Annotated in this window: 26 protein-coding genes; 7 read left to right on the forward strand and 19 right to left on the reverse strand. The window is 64.9% G+C overall.

From position 1 onward, the window contains the following. The first annotated feature begins 1 nt into the window (after position 1). Positions 2-1,414 carry a pitrilysin family protein gene (locus tag LK542_RS09145; RefSeq protein ID WP_227811669.1) on the forward strand — a complete coding sequence of 471 codons (1,413 nt, stop codon included), beginning with the start codon at positions 2-4 and terminating at the stop codon, positions 1,412-1,414. Positions 1,415-1,613: 199 nt separating this feature from the next. On the opposite strand, the gene LK542_RS09150 is transcribed toward LK542_RS09145, so the two are convergent. The 7 genes from LK542_RS09150 to LK542_RS09180 form a co-directional block, all read right to left on the reverse strand. Continuing rightward, positions 1,614-1,931, reverse strand: a complete 318-nt coding sequence (locus tag LK542_RS09150; protein WP_227798912.1) for a multidrug efflux SMR transporter — start codon at positions 1,929-1,931, stop codon at positions 1,614-1,616. A gap of 86 nt (positions 1,932-2,017) precedes the next feature. After that, the gene (locus tag LK542_RS09155) at positions 2,018-3,907 is read right to left on the reverse strand and encodes a response regulator (protein ID WP_227811670.1); all 1,890 of its coding nucleotides are present in this window, start codon (positions 3,905-3,907) and stop codon (positions 2,018-2,020) included. Then, positions 3,904-5,274, reverse strand: a complete 1,371-nt coding sequence (locus tag LK542_RS09160) for a sensor histidine kinase (RefSeq protein WP_227811671.1) — start codon at positions 5,272-5,274, stop codon at positions 3,904-3,906. Before LK542_RS09160 ends, LK542_RS09155 begins: the two co-directional genes overlap by 4 nt. A gap of 2 nt (positions 5,275-5,276) precedes the next feature. Further along, complete coding sequence (locus LK542_RS09165) at positions 5,277-6,299, reverse strand: ATP-binding SpoIIE family protein phosphatase (protein ID WP_227811672.1); 1,023 nt, start codon at positions 6,297-6,299, stop codon at positions 5,277-5,279. Continuing rightward, positions 6,287-6,754: an anti-sigma regulatory factor gene (locus LK542_RS09170; RefSeq protein ID WP_227798917.1), complete on the reverse strand. Its 468-nt coding sequence runs from the start codon at positions 6,752-6,754 to the stop codon at positions 6,287-6,289. The genes LK542_RS09165 and LK542_RS09170 overlap by 13 nt, the downstream gene beginning before the upstream one ends. After that, positions 6,754-7,110 (reverse strand): STAS domain-containing protein, encoded by a 357-nt coding sequence (locus LK542_RS09175; RefSeq protein ID WP_227798918.1) that lies wholly within the window; start codon positions 7,108-7,110, stop codon positions 6,754-6,756. The genes LK542_RS09170 and LK542_RS09175 overlap by 1 nt, the downstream gene beginning before the upstream one ends. Before the next feature lie 9 nt (positions 7,111-7,119). Next, complete coding sequence (locus LK542_RS09180; RefSeq protein ID WP_227798919.1) at positions 7,120-7,980, reverse strand: STAS domain-containing protein; 861 nt, start codon at positions 7,978-7,980, stop codon at positions 7,120-7,122. A 261-nt stretch (positions 7,981-8,241) separates the two neighbouring features. On the opposite strand from LK542_RS09180, the gene LK542_RS09185 reads away from it, so the two are divergent. Then, positions 8,242-9,372 carry an acyltransferase family protein gene (locus LK542_RS09185; protein ID WP_227811673.1) on the forward strand — a complete coding sequence of 377 codons (1,131 nt, stop codon included), beginning with the start codon at positions 8,242-8,244 and terminating at the stop codon, positions 9,370-9,372. Here the strand turns inward: LK542_RS09185 and LK542_RS09190 are convergent. The 3 genes from LK542_RS09190 to rpsO form a co-directional block, all read right to left on the reverse strand. After that, positions 9,355-9,726, reverse strand: coding sequence for a hypothetical protein (locus LK542_RS09190; protein ID WP_227811674.1), 372 nt, complete (start codon positions 9,724-9,726; stop codon positions 9,355-9,357). The genes LK542_RS09185 and LK542_RS09190 overlap by 18 nt on opposite strands. 150 nt (positions 9,727-9,876) lie before the next feature. After that, positions 9,877-11,979, reverse strand: coding sequence for a polyribonucleotide nucleotidyltransferase (gene pnp / locus LK542_RS09195; protein WP_227798923.1), 2,103 nt, complete (start codon positions 11,977-11,979; stop codon positions 9,877-9,879). Between the two features lie 207 nt (positions 11,980-12,186). Continuing rightward, positions 12,187-12,456, reverse strand: coding sequence for a 30S ribosomal protein S15 (rpsO, locus tag LK542_RS09200; RefSeq protein ID WP_027867691.1), 270 nt, complete (start codon positions 12,454-12,456; stop codon positions 12,187-12,189). A gap of 175 nt (positions 12,457-12,631) precedes the next feature. Here rpsO and bamE point away from each other — a divergent pair, with 175 nt between their 5' ends. Continuing rightward, entirely contained in the window at positions 12,632-13,132 is a 501-nt protein-coding gene (bamE, locus tag LK542_RS09205) for an outer membrane protein assembly factor BamE (RefSeq protein WP_227811675.1), read from the forward strand. Positions 13,133-13,258: 126 nt separating this feature from the next. Here bamE and pssA read toward each other — a convergent pair whose 3' ends face one another. From pssA to LK542_RS09250, 9 genes are all read right to left on the reverse strand, one after another. Further along, complete coding sequence (gene pssA / locus LK542_RS09210; protein ID WP_227798925.1) at positions 13,259-14,131, reverse strand: CDP-diacylglycerol--serine O-phosphatidyltransferase; 873 nt, start codon at positions 14,129-14,131, stop codon at positions 13,259-13,261. 73 nt (positions 14,132-14,204) lie between these two features. Next, positions 14,205-14,999, reverse strand: a complete 795-nt coding sequence (locus LK542_RS09215) for an SIMPL domain-containing protein (protein WP_227811676.1) — start codon at positions 14,997-14,999, stop codon at positions 14,205-14,207. A gap of 188 nt (positions 15,000-15,187) precedes the next feature. Beyond that, positions 15,188-16,204 (reverse strand): ketol-acid reductoisomerase, encoded by a 1,017-nt coding sequence (gene ilvC, locus LK542_RS09220; protein WP_227798928.1) that lies wholly within the window; start codon positions 16,202-16,204, stop codon positions 15,188-15,190. 85 nt (positions 16,205-16,289) lie between these two features. Next, positions 16,290-16,781, reverse strand: coding sequence for an acetolactate synthase small subunit (gene ilvN / locus LK542_RS09225; protein ID WP_027867685.1), 492 nt, complete (start codon positions 16,779-16,781; stop codon positions 16,290-16,292). Beyond that, on the reverse strand, positions 16,781-18,508 hold the full coding sequence (locus LK542_RS09230; protein ID WP_227811677.1) for an acetolactate synthase 3 catalytic subunit: 1,728 nt from the start codon (positions 18,506-18,508) through the stop codon (positions 16,781-16,783). Before LK542_RS09230 ends, ilvN begins: the two co-directional genes overlap by 1 nt. A 434-nt stretch (positions 18,509-18,942) precedes the next feature. Continuing rightward, positions 18,943-19,797 carry an ABC transporter permease gene (locus LK542_RS09235; RefSeq protein ID WP_227811678.1) on the reverse strand — a complete coding sequence of 285 codons (855 nt, stop codon included), beginning with the start codon at positions 19,795-19,797 and terminating at the stop codon, positions 18,943-18,945. After that, on the reverse strand, positions 19,790-20,611 hold the full coding sequence (locus tag LK542_RS09240; RefSeq protein ID WP_227811679.1) for an ABC transporter ATP-binding protein: 822 nt from the start codon (positions 20,609-20,611) through the stop codon (positions 19,790-19,792). The genes LK542_RS09235 and LK542_RS09240 overlap by 8 nt, the downstream gene beginning before the upstream one ends. 1 nt (position 20,612) lies before the next feature. Next, positions 20,613-21,611, reverse strand: a complete 999-nt coding sequence (locus LK542_RS09245; protein ID WP_374040130.1) for an ABC transporter substrate-binding protein — start codon at positions 21,609-21,611, stop codon at positions 20,613-20,615. Positions 21,612-21,631: 20 nt separating this feature from the next. Then, positions 21,632-22,507, reverse strand: a complete 876-nt coding sequence (locus LK542_RS09250; protein ID WP_227811680.1) for a TauD/TfdA family dioxygenase — start codon at positions 22,505-22,507, stop codon at positions 21,632-21,634. A gap of 212 nt (positions 22,508-22,719) precedes the next feature. Here LK542_RS09250 and LK542_RS09255 point away from each other — a divergent pair, with 212 nt between their 5' ends. From LK542_RS09255 to LK542_RS09270, 4 genes are read left to right on the forward strand one after another with little or no spacing between them, the layout of a single operon-like run. Next, positions 22,720-23,289 (forward strand): RNA polymerase sigma factor, encoded by a 570-nt coding sequence (locus tag LK542_RS09255; protein WP_227811681.1) that lies wholly within the window; start codon positions 22,720-22,722, stop codon positions 23,287-23,289. Then, entirely contained in the window at positions 23,286-23,684 is a 399-nt protein-coding gene (locus LK542_RS09260; RefSeq protein ID WP_227798939.1) for a DUF3619 family protein, read from the forward strand. The genes LK542_RS09255 and LK542_RS09260 overlap by 4 nt, the downstream gene beginning before the upstream one ends. Next, positions 23,681-24,439: a DUF3106 domain-containing protein gene (locus tag LK542_RS09265; protein ID WP_227811682.1), complete on the forward strand. Its 759-nt coding sequence runs from the start codon at positions 23,681-23,683 to the stop codon at positions 24,437-24,439. The genes LK542_RS09260 and LK542_RS09265 overlap by 4 nt, the downstream gene beginning before the upstream one ends. Positions 24,440-24,446: 7 nt before the next feature. Further along, entirely contained in the window at positions 24,447-24,941 is a 495-nt protein-coding gene (locus tag LK542_RS09270) for an RDD family protein (protein WP_227811683.1), read from the forward strand. Positions 24,942-25,011 lie beyond the last annotated feature (70 nt).

Genomic DNA, 25,011 nt, shown 5'->3' on the forward strand with positions numbered 1-25,011 from the left:
GATGAAAAAACTGATGCTCGCACTTGCCGTCTCGGTCGCCTTCGCGCCGGCGGTCCATGCCGCACCCGCTGCGGAAAAGAGTCTTCCCATGCCGGCCTACGGCCAGGACAAGCCGATCCCGGTGCCGAAGATCACCAAGAAAACGCTCGGCAACGGCCTGACCGTCTGGGTCGTGCCGCGCAAGGGCCTGCCGCGCGTGGACTACGTGCTGGCCGTGCGCGGCGCCGGCTTCGCGGCCGACGCTCCCTCGACGCCGGCCTTCGCCAACATGCTGGCGGGCCTGCTCAACGAAGGCACCGCCAAGCGCGACTCGCGCGCGATCGCCGAAGCGGCCCAGGGCATGGGCGGCGAAGTCGCCGCCGGCGCCTCGTCGGACGGCATCGTGGTGTCCGCCAACGCGGTGGCCTCGCAGGCCGCCCCGATGATGCAGCTGCTGGCCGAAGTCACCCGCCAGCCCTCGTTCCCGGAAAACGAAGTGGCGCTGGCCAAGGCCAATGCGCTGCAGTCGCTGCGCGTGTCCGAGACCCAGCCGGGCTTCCGCGCCGAACGTGCGATCAGCCGCGCCGTGTACGGCGACCACCCGTACGCGCGCACCACCCCGACGGTGGAAGCGATCAACGCCGTCACCCAGGACATGCTGCGCAGCGAACACGCCAAACGCATGCGTCCGGACCGCGCGCTGCTGGTCATCACCGGCCCGGTGAAAGAAGCCGATGCGGTCAAGCTGGCCGAGAAGGCGTTCGGGGACTGGAAAGCCAGCGGCCCCGCCCTGCCCGAGACCGCAGCAGCCGCGGTCAATGCCAAGCCATCGCGCATCCTGCTGCAGCGCGGCGGCAGCGTGCAGTCGACCGTGCGCCTGGGTGGCCCGGGCGCCGCTGCCAGCGCCGAGGACCAGATTCCGCTGCGCCTGGCCAGCACCATCCTGGGCGGCGGCTTCTCGAGCCGCGTGAACATCAACCTGCGCGAGGAAAAGGGCTACACCTACGGCGCCTCGGCCGGTGCGCGCCTGAACCGCGCGGGTGGCGCGATCGTCGGCGGCGCCGACGTGCGCAACGAAGTGACCGGCGCGGCGCTGAAGGAATTCATGTCCGAGTACCAGCGCATCGGCGCCGATCTGGTGCCGGCCAAGGAAATGGAGATGAACAAGCGCTACGTCGCCGGCGGCTACCTGATCACCAACCAGCTCCAGGGCTCGGTGGCGCGGACCCTGGCCCAGAACTGGCTGGTCGGCCTGCCGGCCGAATTCCTGGGCGAATACGTGCCGCGCATCCAGAAGGTCACGCCGGAACAGGTGCGCACGGTATCGAAGAAGTATTTCGCGCCGGAGAACCAGTCGATCGTCGTGGTGGGCGACCAGAAAGCGGTGGGCGAGCAGCTCAAGGCATATGGGGAGTTCGACGTCAGGGAGAAGTGACGCGGCTGGATGTGAAAAGCCCCGCTGTGCGGGGCTTTTTTCGTTTACAGATGCGCTGCAAAACTTGGGTCCCGGCCTTCGCCGGGACGACGGTCTTTAGAGCGGTGGCCAAGAGGATACGCTATCAGTGCCGTTGGCTTTGAAACCGTCGTTCCGGCGAAGGCCGGAACCCAATTTCTGCATGAGAGCCATCAGCGCATCAATCCCCCGCCATCTTCATCAACACGAGTCCACTAACGATCAGCACCGCCGCCACGACGCGCATCAGGTTGACCTGCTCGCCCAGCACGGTGAAGCCGACGACAAACGCCCCCACCGCCCCGATCCCGGTCCAGATCGTATAAGCAGTCCCCAGGGGAATCGTGCGCATCGCCGCCGACAGCAACACGAAACTGGCCACCATGCCGACCAGGGTAACGACGCTGGGCCACAGCCGGGTAAAGCCCGCCGACTGCTTCATCGCCACTGCCCACACCACTTCAAAGAGTCCCGCCACAAACAACATTAACCAAGCCATGATCCGGCTCTCCTTTCGAAAAGCCGGGCCGTCCCGGACATTGTTCCCACAACGGGGGAGGCCGTTCCTCCTCCATGAATTCTACCCTAGCCTTGCAGGGCGCGTTCCAGGTCGGGCAATTCGGCCGGCTTGACCAGGTGGGCGTCGAAGCCGGCGTCCATGGCGCGCTTGCGGTCTTCCGGCGAGCCGTAGCCGGTATGGGCCACCAGGCGGATGTGCGCCAGCGCCGGGTTCTTCTTGATGCGGCGCGCCACCTCGTAGCCGTCGATGCCGGGCAAGCCGATGTCGAGCACGATCACCTGCGGCTTGTGCTGCAGGGCGAGGCGCTCGATCTGGGCCGCGTCCGAGGTGGTGCAGGTTTCGTAGCCCATCTCGGCCAGCAGGAAGCCCATCATTTCCATCGCGTCGACGTTGTCGTCCACCAGTAGCACACGCATGCCGCTGCCGCCCTGCTCGGCCGGTTCGCAGTGATCCGGGCTGACCGTCGGTGCGCTCACGCGCAGCAGCGGCAGTTCGACCGTGAAGGTGCTGCCCAGGCCGATGCCGGGGCTCTGCGCCGACAGGCGCCCGCCATGCAGCTCGAGCAGGTGCGACACCAAGGAAAGGCCGATGCCCAGCCCTTCCGGCGCGCGGTCCGGCGGCACGTCGACCTGGGCGAACATGCCGAAGATGCGCGGCAGGTTGTCCTCGGCGATGCCGATGCCGTTGTCGCGCACTGCGATCTGCACCCGCTCGTCGCCGACCAGGCTGACGCTGACGCCGAGCTCGCCGGCCTTGGGGGTGAACTTGGCCGCGTTGTGCAGCAGGTTGCCGACCGACTGCGCCAGGCGCACCGGGTCGCCCTGCACCCACACCTGCTGCTCCGGCAGCTGCACGTCCAGGTGGTGGCCACGCGCGGTGATCAGGGGGCCTGCCGTCTCAATCGCCTGCTGGATCACGGCGCCCAGGTCGACTTCTTCGGTACGCAGCACGATCTTGCCTTCCGAGATGCGGGCCACGTCGAGCAGGTCGTCCACCAGGTGCGCCAGGTGGTCGACCTGGCGCGTGATCACTTCACGTGCGCGCGCCTGGCGCTCGCCGCCGCCGTCGCTTGCGCTCAGCAGCGCGGCCGCGTTGCGGATTGGGCTGAGCGGGTTGCGCAGCTCGTGGGCGAGCGTGGCCAGGAACTGGTTCTTGTTGCGGTCGGCCGCGCGCAGCAGCGCCTCCATCTCCTTGCGCGTGGTGATGTCGCTGGTGACGCGCGCCACCCGGTAGACCTCGCCGCGCACGTTGCGCACGGCGAACAGGCGGTCGCGCACCCAGTGGGTGCGGCCGTCGGGGCCGAGGATGCGGAATTCGTCGTCATAATGCGGGACGTCGCGCAGATCGCGCCAGCGCTGGGCGACGCGTTCGCGGTCGTCGAGGTGCACGGCGTCGAGCCAGACGTCGGGCCGCTCGCGCAGCGCGTCGGCGTTGCCGCCCCAGATGTCCGAATACGCCGGGCTCACATACACCAGGTTCCCGTCGGGAACGCCGAACATCCAGAACACGTCGTCGATGTTGTCCGTGATCTGGCGGAAGCGCTCCTCGCTGTCGCGCAGCTGGACCTGGGTCTGGCGCATGCGCAGCAGCGCATTCACGTTGGCGATCAGCTCGTCGGCCTCGATCGGCGCCGCCAGGTAGTTGTCGGCGCCGCCTTCCAGCCCGCGGATCTTGTCGGCGCGCCCGGTCAGCGCGGCCGAGGTCTGCAGCACCAGTACCATGCTGCTATCGGGATTGGCCTTGATGCGGCGGCACACTTCGATGCCGTTGATGTCGGGGAGCTTCACGTCGAGCAGCACCAGCGCGGGGCTCAGGCGCTTGACCATCTCCAGCGCATCGGTGCCGTTGGTCGCCTCGATCACCTCGTAGCCCGCGCCCTGCAGGATGCGGTTCTTGGCGTAGCGCGCGCCGTCGTTGTCGTCGACATTGAGGATCAGGGTCGAATTGGCTTTCATGATTCGGTTCCGTCTTGGCTGTGCTGCGGGATGCATCGCGGCAGGGTCAGCGTAAAGGTCGAGCCCTCGCCCACCGTGCTGGCGACGTCGACGCGTCCGTGCAGCAGTTCGGCCAGCTTGCGGCACAGCGGCAGGCCGAGGCCGGTGCCCTTGCTGCGCCGCTGGAGCGGATGCTCGATCTGGCTGAACTCTTCAAAAATCAGTTGCAAATTGTCAGGGCTGATGCCGATCCCGGTATCGAGGACCGCGAATGCGATCGTGTCCTCCTGCGCATCATACGTGGCCGAGACCCGCACCGCACCGCGCTCGGTGAACTTGAGCGCGTTGGAGATGAAGTTGCGCAGGATCTGCGAGATCTTGCCCTCGTCCGAGTCGAAGGGTTCGATCACGTCGGTGGGCTCGAAGATGAGTTCGACCCGGCCCTCGTCCACCAGCGGCCGCATCATGCCTTTCAGGGCGCGGAACAGGTTGTCGACCACCACCGGCGCCAGCTGCACGTCGACCTTGCCGGCCTCGATCTTGGCGAGGTCGAGCAGGTCATTGACCAGGTCCGACAGGTCGTTGGCGGCCTTGGCGATGAACTGCACCTGGCGTTCCTGTTCGCTGCTCAAGTCGCCATCCATGCGGTCCAGCAGCAGCTGGGCCAGGGCGCGGATCGAGGACAGCGGCGTGCGCAGCTCGTGGCTGGTGTTGGACAGGAAGCGCGACTTCATCTCGTCGGCGCGGCGCAGGCGCTCGGCCTTGTCCTCGATTTCGGCGTACAGCGCGACGATGCCGCGGTTGGTGTCTTCCAGCTCGCGCGTGAGCGACAGCAGGTCTTCCTGGCGCTCGCGCAGCTCGGCCAGGGTGGCCAGCAGTTCGTGGTTCTGCTGTTCGAGTTCCTGCAAGGTGTTCGATACGGGGCTGCCGGCCAGGCGTGTGCTGATCTCGGCCAGGCGTGCGCTGTCGATCATCACGTGCGGCGGCAGCGCCTTGCGCATCGTGACGGCCGTGACGACGCCCTGCTCCGGTTCGACTTCGCAGGAATCCATCAGGCGGTGCGCGCTGATCAGGGCCAGTTCCGGCAGCGTGCGGCTGAAACCCTCGTCCACGGCCCCGGGCGCGGACGCCAGGCGCTGCCCGGTGCCGGGATGGATGCTCACTTCCAGGTGCAGGCGCCCCAGGTTACGCCCCAGCAGGAAGACCGCGCGCCCACCCGAGCCCTGGTGGCAGGCCACCCGTGCGATCTCCGACACGGCGGTGGCGATGCGCACCTGGTCCTGCTGCGAAAAACCGAGCAGCTCCGAGACCTGGCGCGCGCGCTGGCGCACCGCGACCACGTCCTGGTCGCTGTCGAGGGCAAGGTTGAGGATGCGGTGCAGGCTCATGCTCAGCTCCCGTGCCGGCGCACGACCAGCACCATGGCGTCGTCGCGGCGGCGGATGAAATCGCGCATCAGGATGGCGGCGATCAGGACCGGGCTGCGTCCCAGCAGGCCCGGATACTTGTCCAGGTCCCACTGGGTCTGGATGCCGTCCGAATGCATGATGCACAGCGCGCCCGGCCCGAACGGCAGGGCGAACTCCTGCACCTTGCGCATGTTGTGGCCAACGATGCCGTTGTGCGACACCAGCGGGCGGCGCCGGTCGTCGATCACGCAGCCGGCGATGTTGCCGACACCCGCAAATCGCAGCTCATCGGATTCGAATTCGATGCGCGCCGTCGCCAGCGCCGCTCCGCGTGTCGGGCGTAAGGCGTCATGCGCGGCCTGCATCAATTCGCCGGCCGCGGGCGCCTTGCGGGCGTCGAGCGCCTTGATCGCCGCGGCGGCGGCGCGCGCGGCTTCCGGTCCGTGGCCCAGGCCGTCGGCGGCCAGCAGCGAGGCGCCGCGGCCGTCGCAGCGCACCGCCCAGCCGTCGCCGCACTCCTCTTCGCCGGCCATCGGCATCCACAGGGCGCCGATCTCGACGCCGCACGGCCTTGGTCCCGGCACGTCGCGCCACAGGCGCATGAAGAAGGCGGCGCCGTTGCCTGGCTGGGTATAGGCGTCGAATTCGTCGGCCAGGCGCCCGAGTGCGCCCAGGCCGGTGCCGGCGGTGCCGGCGGTGGAAACGCCGTCGACCAGGCTGGCTTCGAGGTCGGCGAAGCCGGGGCCCTTGTCGATCGCCAGCACATCGATACCCACGCCGGCGCCGGATTGCGCCGGCCCGACGTGGACTTCGCCCTCGCCCGCGTGCTTGAGGATGTTGGTGGCGGCCTCGGTGATGATCAGCGCCAGCTGGCCGGCGCGGGTCTCGTCGAAGCCGAGCGCGTCGGCCAGTTTCTGGCCGCTGCGCCGCACCGCCGCCACGTCGCTCGCGTGCGTGACGGAGAATACTTCCTGGCTGGTGAGTGAACTGATCAGCGCTTCCATTTCACCACCAGCACGGCAGTGCCCTCTCCCGGACGGCTGTCGATCTCGAATTCGTCGGCGAGGCGCTTCGAGCCGCCCAGGCCGAGGCCAAGGCCGCCGCCGGTGGTGAAGCCGTCGCGCAGCGCATTCTCGATATTGGGAATGCCCGGGCCGGCGTCGACGAACAGCAGGCTGATGCCCTGCCGGATGCCGTCGGCCAGGCTGTCGAGGTGGACCTCGCCGCCGCCGCCGTACTTGATCGTGTTACGTCCCAGCTCGCTCGCGGCGGTGACCAGCTTGGTCTGGTCGACCAAAGACAGGGCAATGGCCACCGCGCGCTCGCGCACCTGCTTGCGCAGGCCTACAACGTCCTCGTCCGACTGCAGGCGCAGGGTCACGCGTGCGCTGCGGTGCTGGCGGTGGCGATCCAGCAGCGCGGTGTCGAACAGGACTGCGTCGGTATGCGCGCCGTTCATTATTTAAAATTCTTTCCCAGCAGGGCCATGCCTTTTTCGACGTTCAGGGCGGTCTTCACGCCGTGCAGCGTCAGTCCCAGCTCGACCAGGGTGATGGCCACGGCCGGCTGCATGCCGACGACGACCGTGCGGGCGTCGAGCACGCGCGCCATGGCGGCGGTATTGCTGATCATGCGGCCGATGAAGGAATCGACCAGGTCGAGCGCCGAGATGTCGATCAGGACACCCTTGGCGCCGTCGCTCACGATGCGCTCGGTGAGGTCGTCCTGGAGCTGCATGGCGAGGCGGTCGTGCATGTCGACCTGGATCGTCACGAGCAGCAGGTCGCCCATGCGCAGGATAGGGATGCGGTCCATGTGCTTTGCTTATGCCTTGGCGATGACCGAGGTGCCGGTGCGCTCGAGCGCGACCAGGAAGGCGTCGGCCAGGGTGGCCTTGGTGACCACGTCTTCCAGGTTCACGCCGAGGTGCACGATGGTCTGGGCGATCTGCGGACGGATGCCGCTGATGATGCAGTCGGCGCCCATCAGGCGCGCGGCGGCGATGGTCTTCATCAGGTGCTGGGCGACCAGGGTATCGACGGTCGGCACGCCGGTGATGTCGATGATGGCGATGATGGCGCCGGTGTCGACGATCTTCTGCAGGATGTTTTCCATCACCACCTGGGTGCGCGCCGAATCCAGGGTGCCGATCAGCGGCAGCGCCAGGATCCCGTTCCACAGCTTGACGACCGGGGTCGACAGCTCGAGCAGTTCCTGCTGCTGGCGCACGATGATCTGGTCCTTGGTCTTCTGGAACACTTCGATGGTGTACAGGCCCAGCTTGTCGAGCAGGGTGCTGATGGTCCAGGAAGTGGCGGCAATCGCTTCGGCATCGCCGTCGAAGCCGGCGCGCAGCTTCCCGAACAGCGGCTGCTTCAGCGAAAAGACGAAGGTTGCGGTCTCGCTCGGGGTCGAGCCGGACTTGGCGCGGGTCGAAGAGATCTCGGCCAGCAGGTCGCGCACTTCGTCCCAGGAGCGGTGATCGATATTGTCGAGCTCACCCGCACGGGCGGCATTCCCGAAGGCTGCCAGGAACTGCTGGCAATGGTTGCGCAACTGCTCTCGCGAGCTGGAGGTCCCGCGCACGATCAGCGCCTCGAGCTGCGCGATCCACTCCGCGCCGATCTCGGCCTGGTGTTCCTGGATGAGCTGGCTGATACGGGCGGCGTAATCCTTCGTGGTCATCTGTTCGATTCCTAGAATTGGATGGTTGAAATCATGTGGGCGCTACGCGGATCACGGGCGTGCGAACCCATCGTTAACGAAATGAACAACTATAACACTTATTGCATTCTAGTTACGGCACACTTGTGACGTGCGCGGGTTTATCCACACTGCCAAACATGCAAGATTTGTTACTGCTGAGTATCGAGTTGGCAACACTTTGCCGGTTTCGTTACCATGCCGCCCGGTCGATGAATGAGGTTGGTACGCGTGGTAGAGCAAGTGGTTGTCAATACGCCGGAGCTGAGCCCGGCAAACCGGAAGCAGTTTGTCCTGATTAACCTGTTAAAAGGCCTCGCGGCCCAGCTGATCGTCCTGCATCACCTGGCCTTCTACGGCCCCATGGCCGACCATGCCCGGAGCATCATGCCCTTGCTGGTCGACTGGCTGGTTGACCACGCGCGCATCGCCGTGCAGGTCTTCCTGGTCATCGGCGGCTTCCTGGCCGCCAAGTCGCTGTCGCCACGCGGCCTGCCCGGCCGCGCCAACCCGCTGCAGCTCGTTGGCCGGCGCTACACCAAGCTAGCCCCGCCCTTCTTCGTGGCGATGCTGCTGGCCGTCCTGGCATCCAGCGTGGCCGCCGGGTGGATGACGCACGACTCCATCTCGGCGCCGCCGACGCTCGCCCAATTGGGCGCCCATGCGCTGCTGCTGCACGGCGTGCTCGGCATGGAGTCGCTGTCTGCGGGCGCGTGGTATGTGGCGATCGACCTCCAGCTGTATGCCATGATGGCGCTGCTGGCCTGGCTGTCCGGCCAGCTGGCAGGAAGACGTACGCCAGGCTGGCTGCTCCCTAGCCTGGTCGTGACCGGTGTCGGCGCCTCGCTCCTGCACTTCAATCTGGATGCGGACTGGGATGTGTGGGCGCCCTACTTCTTCGGCAGCTACGGGCTGGGTGCGCTGGCCTGGTGGGCCAGCGATCCGGCCCGCCGTCCTGCTCCCGCCGCCATGCTGCTGGGGGCGCTCCTGCTGCTGCCGGCGCTCGCCCTGCTGCTGGACTTCCGCAGCCGCATCGCGCTGGCCTATGCGGTGGCCTGCCTGCTGTTCCTGTTCGGGCGTTTCCAGGCGGTGTCGCGCGCCGGGCTGGCGCGCTCGGCCGTCGATTACGCGGGCAAGATCTCGTTTTCGGTCTTCCTCGTGCACTTCCCGGTGTGCCTAGTCGTGAACGCCGCCTTTGCGCGCTTCGTTCCGGAACAGGCATATGCACAAGCCTTCGGCATGGCGCTTGCATGGGCCGCCAGCCTGGCCGCCGGGGCCGCATTCTGCAGATGGGTGGAAACGCCGCTGGGCACGCTGCTCACGCGCCCGCGCCGGGCTCAGCCGGCTTCTACTGCCCTAGCGTGGCGAGCGTAGCAGGGTCTCGATCACCCGGCCCGTTTGGCGGTCGGTCCTGAACACCAGCAACTGCTCGCGGGCCGCGCCGCCATTGCCTGCCGCCTGTGCGACCAGGTAGGCGGGGTCGTCGAAGTCGACATAGGTGCTGGGTTCGCCCAGCCACAGCTTGAGCTCGACAACCGGCATCCCTGCCGGCGGATGCTTCTCGAGGAAAGATGCCATCATGCAACCGCGCCCGATCCGGTCCGCCATGGCCCAGCGTTCGCGGTCGAAGTCGCAGGAACCCCACTCGATGTACAGGGCGACGGAGGTATTGCCGCCGCAGGCTTGCAGGCACAGCGAGAGGCAGATCAGGGAAATGAGAGAACGCATGCTCGGTCCACACGAAAGAGGCATTTCCCTACGATTCTCGGAGGATGCCTCGGGCGCTTGTTGTGGCGCCTCAAATCCGGACCTTGCAAATGAAAAAAACCGCCAGGCTCACGCACTGGCGGTTTTTACTGGCCTGAAGCCGCGAACGCTTTACTGCGCCGCGCCTTCCACCGGATCGGCGGCCTTCATCGACAGCTTCAGACGGCCGCGCTCGTCGGTCTCGAGGACCTTCACGCGCACTTGCTGGCCTTCCTTCAGGTAGTCGGCCACGGCGTTGACGCGCTCGTTGGCGATCTGCGAGATGTGCAGCAGGCCGTCCTTGCCCGGCATGACCTGGACGATGGCGCCGAAGTCCAGCAGCTTGAGCACGGTGCCGTCGTAGGTCTTGCCCACTTCGACCGATGCGGTCAGCTCTTCGATGCGGCGCTTGGCTTCCTGGCCGGCGGCGGCATCGACCGACGCGATGGTCACGACGCCTTCGTCGGTGATGTCGATCTGGGTGCCGGTTTCTTCGGTCAGTGCGCGGATGACAGCGCCGCCCTTGCCGATCACGTCACGGATCTTTTCCGGGTTGATGCGGATGGTGATCAGGCGCGGTGCGAAGTCCGACAGCTCGGTCTTCACGCTCGGCACGGCCTTCTGCATCTCGGCCAGGATGTGCTGGCGGGCTTCCTTGGCTTGCGCCAGCGCCACCTGCATGATTTCCTTGGTGATGCCCTGGATCTTGATGTCCATCTGCAGCGCGGTGATGCCTGCCGGGGTACCTGCGACCTTGAAGTCCATGTCGCCCAGGTGATCTTCGTCACCCAGGATGTCGGTCAGGACTGCGAACTTGCCGCCTTCCTTGATCAGGCCCATGGCGATGCCGGCGACGTGCGCCTTCATCGGCACGCCGGCGTCCATCAGCGCCAGGCAGCCGCCGCAGACCGAAGCCATCGAGGAGGAGCCGTTCGACTCGGTGATTTCCGAGACCAGGCGCACCGAGTAGCTGAACTCGTCAGCCGACGGCAGCGCAGCGACCAGCGCGCGCTTGGCCAGACGGCCGTGGCCGACTTCGCGACGCTTCGGGGTGCCCACGCGACCGGTTTCGCCGGTGGCGAACGGAGGCATGTTGTAGTGCATCATGAAGTCGTCGGTGTACTCGCCCATCAGCGCGTCGATCTTCTGGCTGTCGCGCGCGGTGCCGAGGGTAGCCACGACCAGCGCCTGGGTTTCGCCGCGGGTGAACAGGGCCGAACCGTGGGTACGCGGCAGCACGCCGGTGCGGATCGCGATCGGACGCACGGTGCGGGTGTCGCGGCCGTCGATGCGCGGCTCGCCGTTCAGGATCTGCGAACGCACGACCTTGGCTTCCATGTCGAACAGGATGTTGCCGACTTCGGCCGCATCGGCTTCGACGCCCTGGGTTGCCAGGCCAGCCATCACTTCGGCCGAGATCGACTTCAGCTTCTGCTGGCGCGCCGACTTCTCGCGGGTCTGGTAGGCGTCGCGGACCTTCTCGGCAGCCAGGTCGCTCACGCGGGCGATCAGTTGTTCGTTCTTCGGCGCCGGGCTCCATTCGACTTCCGGCTTGCCGCCTTCGGCCACCAGGTCGTGGATCGCGTCGATGACGGCCTTCATCTGGTCGTGGCCGAAGACGACCGCGCCCAGCATGACTTCTTCCGACAGCTGCTGCGCTTCCGATTCCACCATCAGCACGGCGGTTTCGGTACCTGCCACGACCAGGTCCATCTGCGAGGTCTTGAGCTGGGTGGTGGTCGGGTTCAGGATGTACTGGCCGTTCGCATAGCCGACGCGCGCTGCGCCGATCGGGCCATTGAACGGGATGCCGGCGATGCACAGCGCAGCCGAGGCGCCGATCATCGACGGGATGTCCGGATCGATCTCAGGATTGACCGACAGGACGTGGATGATGACCTGGACTTCGTTCAGGTAGCCTTCCGGGAACAGCGGACGGATCGGACGGTCGATCAGGCGCGAAGTCAGGGTTTCTTTTTCCGAAGGACGGCCTTCGCGCTTGAAGAAGCCACCCGGGATCTTACCGGCTGCGTACGTTTTCTCCATGTAGTCGACGGTCAGGGGGAAGAAATCCTGGCCCGGCTTGGCGTCCTTCTTGGCGACCACGGTTGCCAGGATGACGGTATCTTCGACCGACACGACGACGGCGCCGCTTGCCTGGCGCGCGATTTCACCCGTCTCCAGGGTGACCGTGTGTTGACCGTACTGGAAGGTTTTCGTAACTTTGTTAAACATGGGTAATCCCTTTCTATTTGCCGACAGATTTTCAGGGGCTGTCGTTCACCTCACCACGAAGAGCGTGCGAAAAAATCTGAATTTTTCACACACTCGGACGGAACATTTCCGTCATTGCTGCAAAACAACTAACAAACTAGAAACAAAAAATGCCCGCGACAGGTATCTGGCGCAGGCATTTCGTGACTAAATCGTCTGGACCAACGATTACTTACGCAGGCCGAGCTTGGCGATCAGGTCGCGGTAACGGTTTGCGTCCTTGCGCTTCAGGTAAGCCAGCAGGCTCTTACGACGGTTGACCATCATGATCAGGCCACGACGCGAGTGGTGATCTTTCTGGTGCGCCTTGAAGTGGCCGTTCAGCTCGTTGATGCGTGCGGTCAGCAGTGCGACCTGGACTTCCGGCGAACCGGTATCGTTCTGGCCACGTGCGTTGTCCGCGATGATCGCGGCTTTGTTGATGTTTTCTACGGTCATGATGTTACCTTTCACATGCGGTACATGAGTCGAAACCCAGCGTACCGTGATTGATGAATTACCTGCCCAAAACGGACAGACCCGCCAGTATAGGGGAAAACGGCACCCGGGGCCACTGTTTGCGTCGCCCAAAAGGTGGATGATGGGGTTTTTACGGCAATTGGTGGGGTCAACGATGAACAAATTGATCAGATTTACAACATTCGCGTCGCTCGTCATGCTCGGTGGTTGCGCCGGAATCATCCGGCAAACGCCCAGCCCGGGCGACCCGGTAGCCGTCGTGCAGCAGAAGATGGGCGCCCCGACCTCGGTCTACCGGATGGGCGAGGAGCAGCTCTTCGAATACGCGACCGGGCCGATGGGCCAGCAGACTTATATGGCGCGCATCGGTGCGGATGGCCGGCTGGCAGCCTATGAGCAGGTACTAACGGGGGAAAAGTTCGCCACGCTCAAGATCGGCCAGGCGACCAGGGACGATGTGCTCAAGACGGTCGGGCGACCGGCGGAGCGCTCCTACATTGCAATGCGCGACTGGGAAGTATGGTCCTACCGCTACAAGGAAGCAGGCGTGTGGAACTCGATGATGCACGTGCACTTCGACCGCCAGGGCGTCGTGCAGCAGATGATGAACGGGCCGGACCCGATGTACGAACCGAAGGAGCGCGTCGGCTGGTAATGCCGCTCAACGCGTAGGGTGGTCGGCTCTGCCGACCGCGCGTTCGACTCGCGGGCGCTCTGTGACGACTCGAACTTTTGTTGAACGCGCGGTCGGAGAATCCGACCACCCTACGTTCAGACAGATCTACCGGCGCACGCCCTCTTCCGGCTCGTCGTCGTCGAGCGGAATGATGCTGACCGGCTTGCCCTTGGCCGCGCGCCAGGCGAACACGGCATAGCCGGACAGGCCGTAGATCACGAAGATCGGCCACAGCACCTTGGGCGGGTCGATCGCCAGCAGCGCGAAGGCCAGCGCGATCAGGAATACCACGATGAAGGGCACCGACTTGCGGAAGTTGACGTCCTTGAAGCTGTAGAAGGGCACGTTCGACACCATAGTCAGGCCGGCGAACACGGCCAGGCCCCAGCTCACCCAGTCGACCTGGCGCGAGCTGACGTTGATGTCCGGGTCGGTCATCATCATGATGAAGCCGACGATCAGCGCCGCCGCGGCCGGGCTCGGCAAGCCCTGGAAGAAGCGCTTGTCCACCACCTCGATATTGGTATTGAAGCGCGCCAGGCGCAGCGCGGCGCCGGCGCAGTAGATGAAGGCAGCGATCCAGCCCAGCTTGCCCAGGCCGCGGAGCGACCATTCATAGATCACCAGCGCAGGCGCTGCGCCGAAGGAGACCATGTCCGACAGCGAGTCGTACTGCGCGCCGAACTCCGACTGGGTATTGGTCAGGCGCGCGATGCGGCCGTCCAGCCCGTCGAGGATCATGGCAACGAACACGGCCCAGCAGGCATGCTCGAAGCGCTGATTCATCGCCATCACGATCGCATAGAAGCCGCAGAACAGCGCGCCGGTCGTGAACGCGTTCGGCAACAGGTAGATGCCGCGTCCGCGTTCGCCCTGGACACGGTCTTCCGCTCGCCGCCCGAAGCGCTTTTTCAAACGGGAAAAACGTGGCGCCTTGGGCGCAGCTCCGGGTGGTCGTCGGCGTGGAAAAGTTGGCATAAAGATCCGTATTCAAGTAATGCAGTTCCCAGCATTATAGAGGCGGGAACTGCATGTTAGCGAATCGCTATACTTACTTGAATCGCACCTTACCTACCAGACGCATCTGGAGGGTGGTTTCGCCCGGTTCGAAGCTCGGCTCCGGCATCTGGTCGGCCGCCTCTTTCATGGCGCTGGAGCGCATCACCATCGGCGCCGCGGCAGCCGCGCCGTCGCCCGCATAGTTGCCCGAGCCTTCGAAGTCGACGGTCTCGATCACGGCCGTGCCCTGGGGACGGCCCATCGCCCTGGCAATCGAGGCGATGCGTTCGTTCAGGTTGCGGTAGGTGGCGGCAATGCGCTGGTCGTCCAGGCGCTTTTCCAGTTCCGGGCTCAGGCCGAACTGGACATTATTGATCTGCAGAACTTTCTGCGCTACCGCAGCGGTTTTCGGCAGCTCGGCCAGGTTGCTCGTCTTTACTTCCAGGTACTGGCCGACGCGCCAGGCGATCGGCACCGGCTTCACCGGCGCAACCGAGGCCGGCTGCGGCGGCATCGGCGGCACCTCGGGGTAGACCGGATAGGTGTAGTAGCCCATGGTCTTGAGCTCGGCCTTCGGATCGGCGCGGCGCACGATGTCGGTGCCCTCCTTCATCTTGCGATTGACGCGCGCCGCAGCGGCGTTCTTGTCCTTGTCGTGCTCTTCGACGGCGAAGGTGACGGTGGCCTGGTCGTTGGCGTGTTTCACTTCGCCGAAGGCCGGCACCACGACCAGCGTGCCGGCGGTCGACGCTTGGCTCGCACCCGCAGGCGCGGCAGGCATGGTTTGCGCGTGGGCCTGGAATGCCAGGACCAGGGCAGCGGCGACGAGGGATTTCGACAGTTTCATTATTGTTCTCCAGTAAGTTCAGCGGATGTCCGCGTTACTTATACGATACTGGCCCCAGCACTTCCATCGTGAATTTGTAATGGATCGTTGCAACTGAGCATTTCGGTTAACACCTGTCTCGATTTGTCTCCGTTTGCCTCGGGCGAAAAAAAACGGGCCAACGGCCCGTTTCTGTGAAGCGTAGCAGATCAGTTCTTCGACTGGTCCACCAGCTTGTTCTTGGCGATCCACGGCATCATCGCGCGCAGCTTGGCGCCGACTTCCTCGATCTGGTGCTCCGAGGTCAGGCGGCGGCGCGAGATCAGGGTCGGGGCGCCGGCCTTGTTCTCGAGGATGAAGCTCTTCGCGTATTCGCCGGTCTGGATGTCCTTCAGGCACTGGCGCATCGCATCCTTGGTGGCCGAGGTGACGACCTTCGGGCCGGTGACGTACTCGCCGTATTCCGCGTTGTTCGAGATCGAGTAGTTCATATTGGCGATGCCGCCTTCGTAGATCAGGTCGACGATCAGCTTGAGTTCGTGCAGACACTCGAAGTAGGCCATCTCCGGCGCGTAGCCCGCTTCCACCAGGGTCTCGAAGCCGGCCTTGATCAGTTCCACGGTGCCGCCGCACAGCACGGCCTGCTCGCCGAACAGGTCGGTCTCGGTCTCTTCGCGGAAGTTGGTCTCGATGATGCCGGCGCGGCCGCCGCCGTTGGCCATGGCATAGGACAGCGCGATGTCGCGCGCCGAGCCGGACTTGTCCTGGTAGACCGCGACCAGGTGCGGCACGCCGCCACCCTGGCGGTAGGTGCCGCGCACGGTGTGGCCCGGGGCCTTCGGTGCAATCATGATGACATCGAGGTCGGCGCGCGGCACGACCTGGCCGTAGTGCACGTTGAAGCCGTGGGCGAAGGCCAGCGCGGCGCCCTGCTTCGCGTTCGGCTCGACGTTGTTCTTGTAGACTTCGGCGATGTTCTCGTCAGGCAGCAGGATCATGATGACGTCGGCGTTGCGCACGGCCTCGTCGACCTCGGCGACCTTCAGGCCGGCCGCTTCGACCTTGTTCCAGGAAGCGCCGCCGCGGCGCAGGCCGACGGTGACGTTCACGCCGGATTCGGACAAGTTCTGGGCGTGGGCGTGGCCCTGCGAGCCGTAGCCGATGATGGCGACGTTCTTGCCTTTGATGAGGGAGAGGTCGCAGTCTTTGTCGTAGAAAACTTTCATGGTCATTCCTTTAAATTTTTTAATGTGTGAGTACGTTTGCGTCGGTTGAACGCGCGGTCGGCAGAGCCGACCACCCTACGACTTTTTAAACCTTGAGGATGCGTTCGCCGCGGCCGATGCCGGAGCCGCCGGTACGGACCGTCTCGAGGATCGAGGCGCGGTCGATGGCGTCGATGAAGGCATCCAGCTTGCTCTTGGCGCCGGTCAGTTCGATCGTGTAGGTCTTCTCGGTCACGTCGATGATCCGGCCGCGGAAGATGTCGGCGGTGCGCTTCATCTCTTCGCGCTCCTTGCCGACGGCCCGCACCTTGATGAGCATGAGCTCGCGCTCGATGTGCTGCCCTTCGGTGAGGTCGACCACCTTCACCACCTCGATCAGGCGGTTCAGGTGCTTGGTGATCTGCTCGATGATGTCGTCCGAGCCGCTGGTGACGATGGTCATGCGCGACAGGGTCGCGTCTTCGGTCGGCGCCACGGTCAGCGTTTCGATGTTGTAGCCGCGCGCGGAGAACAGGCCGACCACGCGCGACAGCGCACCGGCTTCGTTCTCGAGGAGGACGGAAATGATGTGTCGCATTACAGGTCCTCCGAGCCGAGCAGCATTTCATTCAGGCCCTTGCCGGCCTTGACCATCGGCCAGACATTCTCGCTCTGGTCGGTGATGAAGTTCATGAACACCAGGCGGTCCTTCATCGCAAAGGCTTCGCGCAGCGAACCCTCGACGTCGCCCGGCTTCTCGATGCGCATGCCGACGTGGCCGTAGGCCTCGGCCAGCTTCTCGAAGTCCGGCAGCGAATCCATATAGGACTCGGAATAGCGCGAGCCGTAGTCGATCTGCTGCCACTGCCGCACCATGCCGAGGAAGCGGTTGTTCAGCAGGATGATCTTCGGGGTCAGGTGGTATTGCTTGCAGGTCGCGAGTTCCTGGATGCACATCTGGATCGAGCCTTCGCCGGTGACGCAGGCGACGGTCGCATCCGGGTTCGCCATCTGCACGCCCATCGCGTACGGCAGGCCGACGCCCATGGTGCCCAGGCCGCCCGAGTTGATCCAGCGGCGCGGCTTGTCGAAACCGTAGTACTGCGCGGCCCACATCTGGTGCTGGCCGACGTCCGAGGTGATGAAGGCGTCGCCATTGGTCACCCGGTGCAGTTGCTCGATGACCGACTGCGGCTTGATCAGCTCACTGGAATCCGTGTAGGCCAGGCAGTCCTTGCCACGCCATTCGGCGATCTGCTTCCACCAGGCCTGCAGCGCCCCCGTGTTCGGCTGGGTCGTCGAAGCGTCCAGCTGGGCCAGCAGCTCGACCAGCACGTCCTTGACGTTGCCGACGATCGGGATGTCGACCTTCACCCGCTTCGAAATCGACGAGGGGTCGATGTCGATGTGGATGATCTTGCGCGGGTTGCTGGCGAAGTGCTTCGGGTTGCCGATCACGCGGTCGTCGAAGCGCGCGCCGATAGCGATCAGGACGTCGCAGTGCTGCATCGCCATGTTGGCTTCGTAGGTGCCGTGCATGCCGGGCATGCCCACGAAGTGCGGGCTGGACGAGCGCGAAGCGCCCAGGCCCATCAGCGTGTTGGTCACCGGGAAGCCGGTCTTCTCGACCATGCGGTTCAGCTCGTTCGAGGCATTGGCCAGGATGACGCCGCCGCCCGCATAGATCATCGGGCGCTCAGCGCCCTGCAGCAGCTGCACGGCCTTGCGGATCTGGCCCGCGTGACCCTTGTCCACCGGCTTGTACGAACGCATCTCGATCTCGCGAGGGTAGTCGTACGCGCACTTGTGCATGCTGATGTCCTTCGGGATATCGACCAGCACGGGACCGGGACGGCCGGTGCGGGCGATATAGAAGGCTTTCTTGATGGTCGAGGCCAGTTCGCGGACATCCTTGACCAGGAAGTTGTGCTTGACCACGGGGCGGGTGATGCCGACCGTGTCGCATTCCTGGAAGGCGTCCTGGCCGATTGCATGGCTCGGCACCTGGCCGGAAATCACGACCATCGGGATCGAATCCATGTAGGCCGTGGACAGGCCGGTGACGGCATTGGTCACGCCCGGACCGGAGGTCACGAGGGCCACGCCGACGGTGTTGGAGCTGCGCGAATAAGCGTCTGCGGCATGGACCGCGGCCTGTTCGTGACGGACCAGGACGTGCTGGAACTTGTCCTGCTTGAAGATGGCGTCGTAGATGTAGAGGACTGCCCCGCCGGGATAGCCGAAGACGTGCTTGACGCCCTCTTCCGCGAGACAACGCACCACAATCTCAGCGCCCGTGATCGGGGCTGATGTTTCGTTAATCATGTTCATTCCTTTCAAGACCCAGAGGGAGTTTGATCGGATGCCCGTTCCTAACGAAATGCGAAATGCGCGACGACGCTCATGCTTCCCTTCTCTCTGCGGTCGCGGCTGTGCTTCGGAACACCGTAGGTTCCTTACGCACGGGCGCTGGGCGCAACTCGTTCGGCTTGAGTGTCTGTAGCGTTTATACGCATCTCTCGCGCTTGTGGCGCGGGTCGGAGCAAACTGCCTACAAATGAAAGCGCGTCAGTCCGGAGATGGCTTGTGGGCCTTCACCGGGTGACCGGAGAGCTTTGGGGATGCAAAGCGTCGGAACACATTACTGCGTTGCACCATTTTGGTCAAGGCATATGAGAGATTATTTTTCTTGAACCAAAATGGTGCAGAAGTTCGTAGGGTGGGCGGCTATGCCGCCCACGCGTTCAAACGCGGCAGCATCAGCGCTGCATGCCCCAGCGGCGGACGGTCAGGCGCTCTAGCGTCTGAAACACGAAGTGCTCGACAGCGAGACCAATGAGGATGACGGCGGCCAGCCCCGCGAACACCTTGTCGGTGAAGAGCTCGTTACGGCTCTGGAAGATATACCAGCCCAGTCCGCCCTGCCCCGAGGTGCTGCCGAACACCAGCTCGGCCGCGATCAGGGTGCGCCAGGCAAACGCCCAGCCAATCTTCAGCCCGGACAGGATGCTCGGCAGCGCGGCCGGGATCAGGATCTGCAGCACCATGCGCAGCCCGCCCAGGCCATAGTTGCGGCCGGCCATGCGCAGCGTCTCGGGCACCGAGCGGAAGCCGGCAGTGGCGTTCAGGGTCAGCGGCCACAGCACCGAATGCACGAGCACCATCAAGAGGCTGCCCTTGCCCAGCCCGAACCACAGCAGGGCCAGCGGCAGCAGCGCGATCGCCGGCAGCGGGTTGAACATCGAGGCCAGCGTATCGATCAACTCCCGCCCCAGCTTGCCCGACACGGCCAGCCAGGTCAGCAGGAAGGCGCCCGCCACGCCGAGCGCAAAGCCCTGGGTCAGCACCTGCAGCGACACGCTCACATAGCCCCACAGCTCGCCCGTGGCCAGTCCGTCCGCAAACGCCTTGCCGGTCTGGACGGCGCCCGGCAGCAGCAGATCGTTGTCGAACCAGCGTGCCAGCAGCTCCCAGATCACCGCGATGGCCGCCAGGATGCCGAGCTTGCGCAGCCAGCCCAGGTCGGGCAGTGCAAAACCCGGCGCAGTAGTTAGTGACGGCGCCGCCGGCCCCGTCTCGAGCACGTACTCCGGCCGAATCGGTGGATTAACCATGCGCCACTCCCTCGCTCACACGCCCGGGCTGTTCTTGCCCACCGAACAACAGGCCATGGATCCGCTGGGTTGCTTGCTGGAACTCGCTGCTCCCCGCACTGGCCAGGCTGAACTGATGACTATTGAGCTCCGCCCTCACCCGTCCCGGATGCGGCGACAGCAGCAGGATCCGGTTCCCCACCACCAGCGCCTCTTCGATCGAATGGGTCACGAACAGCATGGTGAACCCGATCTCATCCCACAGCGCCTGCAGCTCTTCCTGCATGGTGCGGCGCGTCAGCGCATCGAGCGCCGCGAAGGGCTCGTCCATCAACAGGATCGCCGGCTGCATCGCCAGCGCCCGGGCGATCGCCACCCGCGCCTTCATCCCGCCCGACAGCGTATGCGGATAGGCGTCGGCAAAGCGCGCCAGCCCCACCTTGCCCAGCCAGTGGCGTGCCCGCTGATCGGCTTCCTTGCGCTTCACGCCATTGGCCAGCAGCGGGAACATGACGTTCTCGCGCACCGTCTTCCAGGGCGGCAGCTGGTCGAATTCCTGGAACACGACGATCCGGTCCGGCCCCGGCCGGCTGATCGCCTTGCCATCCAGGGTCAAGCTGCCGGCCTGCGGGGCGATGAAGCCGCCGACGGCCTTGAGTAGCGTCGACTTGCCGCAGCCGGATGGCCCCAGCAGTACGAAGCGGTCGCCCCGGTACACGTCGAAGCTGACATCCTCGGTGGCGCGCACGATGCCGCGCTCGCCCCGGTATTCCAGCGTGACGTGCTCGGCGCGCAGCAAGGGCTCGGGCGGCGGAACCAGGTTCAGGGGACTCATGTCAGCTTCCTTTGTCGAGTGCCGGGTGAGCGAAGAAGTAATCGCGCCAGCTGGCCGGCCGGGTCTTGATGGCGCCCACCTCGTGCATGAACTGGGCCAGGCCGAGCGTGTTCTGCGGCGCCACCTTGAACTGCACCTGCGGGTTCCTGATCACCTTGAGTAATAAACCCCGGTCGATGTTGCCCTTGTTGACGCGCAGGTAGGCGTCGGCCGCCGCTTCCGGATTCGTCGAGGCGAACTGGGCCGCTTCCACCAGCGCATCGATAAAGGCGCGGTAGGTCTTCGGGTTTTCCTTGACGTACTTCTCGGTGGCGTACAGCACGGTGGCCGAGCTCGGCCCGCCCAGCACGTCATAGGAATTGAGCACGATATGGGCTTGCGGGTTGCCGGCCAGCTCCTGGTCCTGGAAGGGCGGATTGCCGAAGTGGGCGTTCAGCTCGGTCTTGCCGGCGATGACGGCGGCCGCCGCATCCGGGTGCGGCACGGTCTGCGTGATCGGGTCGAGCTTCTTGAATTCCGCCTTGCCCCACTGCTTGGCGGCAGCCATTTGCAGGATGCGCGCCTGTACCGAAACGGTCACGGCCGGCAGCGCGATGCGGTCTTTCTGGCTGAAGTCGGCAATGGTCTTGACCGCCGGGTTGGTGCTGACCAGGTAATACGGGAAGTTGCCGAGCGAAGCGATGGCGCGCACGTTCTGGCGGCCGGCGGTGCGGTCCCAGATCGTGAACAGCGGCCCCAGCCCGGCGCCCGCCACGTCGATCGAGCCGGACAGCAGCGCATCGTTAATCACCGAGCCGCCCGACAGCTTGACCCAGTCGACGTCGATATCGACGCCCTGCTTCTTGCCGTGCTTCTCGATCAGCTTCTGGTCCTGGGCCACGTTGAGCAGCAGGTAGACGATGCCGAACTGCTCGGCGATGCGGATCTTGCCTTCGGCCTGGGCGGTCGAGGACACGCCGAGGGCCAGCGCGGCCACGGCGGCCACGAATTTCATCTTCATTGTCATTTTGTTTTTCCGGTTCAGAACGGGACGTCGCCCTCGATGGTGGTGCGGTAGAGCTTGCGGCGCTGGTCTTGCGGGAAGGGCGTCGCCAGGTGCATCAGCGAGCGGTTGTCCCAGAACACCATGTCCTTCGGCTGCCACTGGTGGCGGTAGACGAATTCGGGACGGGTGCTGTGCGCGAATAACTGGTCGAGCAGCTCGCGGCTGCGCTCTTCCGGCAGGCCCACGATGCGGGTGGTGAAGTGCTCGCTGACGAAGAGCGCGCGGCGGCCGGTTTCCGGATGGGTGCGCACTACCTTGTGTACGGCGGGCACTACCTCGTCGATCTGTTCCTGGGTCAGCTTCGGCCGCCACGGGTTACGCCGGCGCAGCTCCTCGTACTTCGCCAGGTAGCTGTGCTCGGCACGCAAGTCCTCGATCTCGCGCTTGAGCCGTTCCGGCAACGCGTCATAGGCCGCATGCTGGTTGGCGAACAGGGTGTCGCCGCCTTCCGTGGGGAGCTCCTGGGCGTGCAGCATCGAACCCAGGCTCGGCACCGCCTTGTACGACAGGTCCGAATGCCAGAAGTGGCCGGCGTCGCCCAGGCCGATCGGCTGGCCGTTCTCGCGGATGTTCGAGATCACCAGCACCTCTTCCTGCTCCGGCAGCTGGAACTGGCGCAGCACGTGGATCTGCAGCGGACCGAACCGGCGGCTGAAGGTCACCTGCTCGCGCGGGGTGATGGACTGGTCGCGAAACACCAGTACGTGGTGATCGAGGTGGGCACGGTGCAGGCGGCGGAAATCCTCGTCGCCGAGCGGGCGGGCAAGGTCGAGACCCAGCACTTCGGCGCCGAGCGGCTGGTTGGCGAGAGGACGGATGTCGAAATCCTGGCGGGGCGAATCGAGCGGCATGGTAGCTATCGTTGAGTGAACCTGATTTCAGAATAGCCACGCACTCCAGCCCCAACAACGAATCATTTCGACTAACTTCATGCACTTTTTGAAAGCTTCGAGGGTACCCACTAGGCGGGCACTGCGCGATTTCGATGCGTGAAACATGGTTTTTTGCTAGGATTCGATAGTTTTCCTTACGGCATTCGCATCAAGCGCCCTTTCAAGCACGCATGGCCACAGACAAAGAACTCAACGACTTCCTCGCGAATGTCGAACGGCGTGCGTTCAAGCAGGCGGTGTATGCGGTACGCAAGGACGAAGCGGCGCTCGACATCGTGCAGGATGCGATGATCAAGCTGGCCGAAAAATACGGGGACAAGCCGGCTGCCGAACTGCCGATGCTGTTCCAGCGCATCCTGCAGACCACCATCCTCGACTACTTCCGCCGCGAAAAGGTTCGCAATACCTGGGTCAGCCTGTTCGGAGGCTTCAGCCGGCCGGATGGGGACGATGAGGACTTTGATATACTTTCTTCCTATGAAGCGGAGGAAGGAACGGCCGCTGCAGAGTCGAGTGCCGATCAGTTCGAGCGTGCGCAAACCTTGCGTCTGATCGAACAGGAAGTAGAAAAGCTCCCGGCGCGTCAACGGGAAGCCTTCCTCATGCGTTACTGGCAGGATATGGACGTGGCCGAGACGGCCGAAGCGATGGGTTGCTCCGAGGGAAGCGTAAAGACGCACTGTTCCCGTGCAACCCACGCCCTCGCCGCCGCGCTCAAGGCCAAGGGAATCAAGCTATGAACACGGACGACATCAACCTGGCGTACAAGATACGCCATGCCCTGAACGACAACCTCGACGCGCTGCCGGCTTCCACGACCGAGCGGCTGGCTGCGGCGCGCGCGCTCGCCTTGTCACGCAAGAAACCTGATGCGGCACCAGGCAAGCCGGGCAAGCGTCCGCTGTTCGACTTCAATGCGCTGTTCACCGGCCCTGCGCTGGCGCGTATCGCCGTGGCGGTGCCGATGCTGGCGCTGGTCATCGGGATGGGCGGCGTGTACCAAGTCGAACAGCAGCAGCGCCTGGCCGCCATGGCCGAGATCGACGCCGCCGTGCTGGCCGACGAGCTGCCGCTGACCGCGTACCTCGACCATGGCTTCAATGCCTACGTGGAGTCGCAGCAGCGCCACCAATGACGAAAAGCGCGCCGAAGCCCCGCATCGCCGTTGTTGCAACTGCGGCAGCGGTCCTGATCGCCGGGGCTGCGACCTGGGCGGTCTACAACCGGTCAGAATCCACCGCGCCCGCCGCGCGCGGCGCAGACGCACCTCCGACGACCTCTGCGGGCGCCAAGCCGCCTGCCAAGACCCTCGACAAGCCGCTCTGGCGCGAGCTGACGCGCGCCCAGCAGGCCGCGCTCAAGCCACTGCAGCCCGAATGGAACGGCATGGACGGCATGCGCAAGCGCCGCTGGCTCGAGCTGTCCGCCCGCTTCGCCTCGATGAGCCCGGCCGAGCAGCAGCGTGTGCACGAGCGCATGCGCCAGTGGATGCGCCTGACGCCGGCCCAACGCAACCTGGCGCGCGAGAATTTCAACAAGACCCGCAAGCTGGCGCCCGGCCAGAAGGCCGCGACCTGGGAAAGCTACAAGCAGCTGTCCGAGGAAGAAAAGCGCCGCCTGGCCCGTTCCGGCACGACCCAGGGAACGCCCTCGCTGCCGCATTCGCCGGTGATCGCTACGCCGACCAGTTGCCCACCGGGCGCCACCCGCCGCGGCACAACCTGCATCCTGCCGACGCCGGGCACGCCGGCCACGGCCGCAAGCCCTGCCCCGGCCCTGCCTCCCGCACCGCCGGCCACCAGCCCGGCCGGCACCTCGAGCGCCGCCCCTTCCGTCCAGAGTGCACCCAATGCAAGCAGCCCAGGCAGCGCCAGCAACGCAAGCAACTAAGCCGGCGATGGTGGAAACGCCAAGCGTGCGGCGCCGCCTGCTGGCCATGGTGTACGAGGCATTCTGCCTGTTCGCCGTGTGCGCCTTCGCAATTGGCCTGTACATGCTGCTGACCCTGAACAGCCAGCATCCGGTGGCGAAATTCGGCATGAACCTGTGGCTGGTGGCGGTGGCCGGCGCCTATTTCATGTGGTGCTGGATCGACGGCGGCCATACGCTGGCGATGAAGACCTGGCGCATGAAGCTCGTCAAAGTCGGGCATGCCAAAGTACCCTTCAAGACCGCGCTGCTGCGCTACGTGCTGGCCTGGGGCTGGTTCGCTCCGGCGCTGGCCGTGTGCTGGGCCTTCGGCCTGCACAAGCCGGGCCAGATCGGCATCGCCCTGCTGGTGGGGATCGTCCCCTGGGCAATGACGGCCCTGTTCGACAAGGACCGGCAATTCCTCCATGACCGTTTGGCGGGCACCCGCCTGATCGCCCTGCCGAAAAAAGCCAAGCGCTAAGTAGCGCTTGCTTGCCGCGCGGCATTCGAACGCGGCCTTGGCGAAAACAACGGAATAATCGAAGGCTTCA

This window comes from Massilia sp. IC2-477, assembly GCF_020707265.1.
Lineage (GTDB): Bacteria > Pseudomonadota > Gammaproteobacteria > Burkholderiales > Burkholderiaceae_D > Telluria.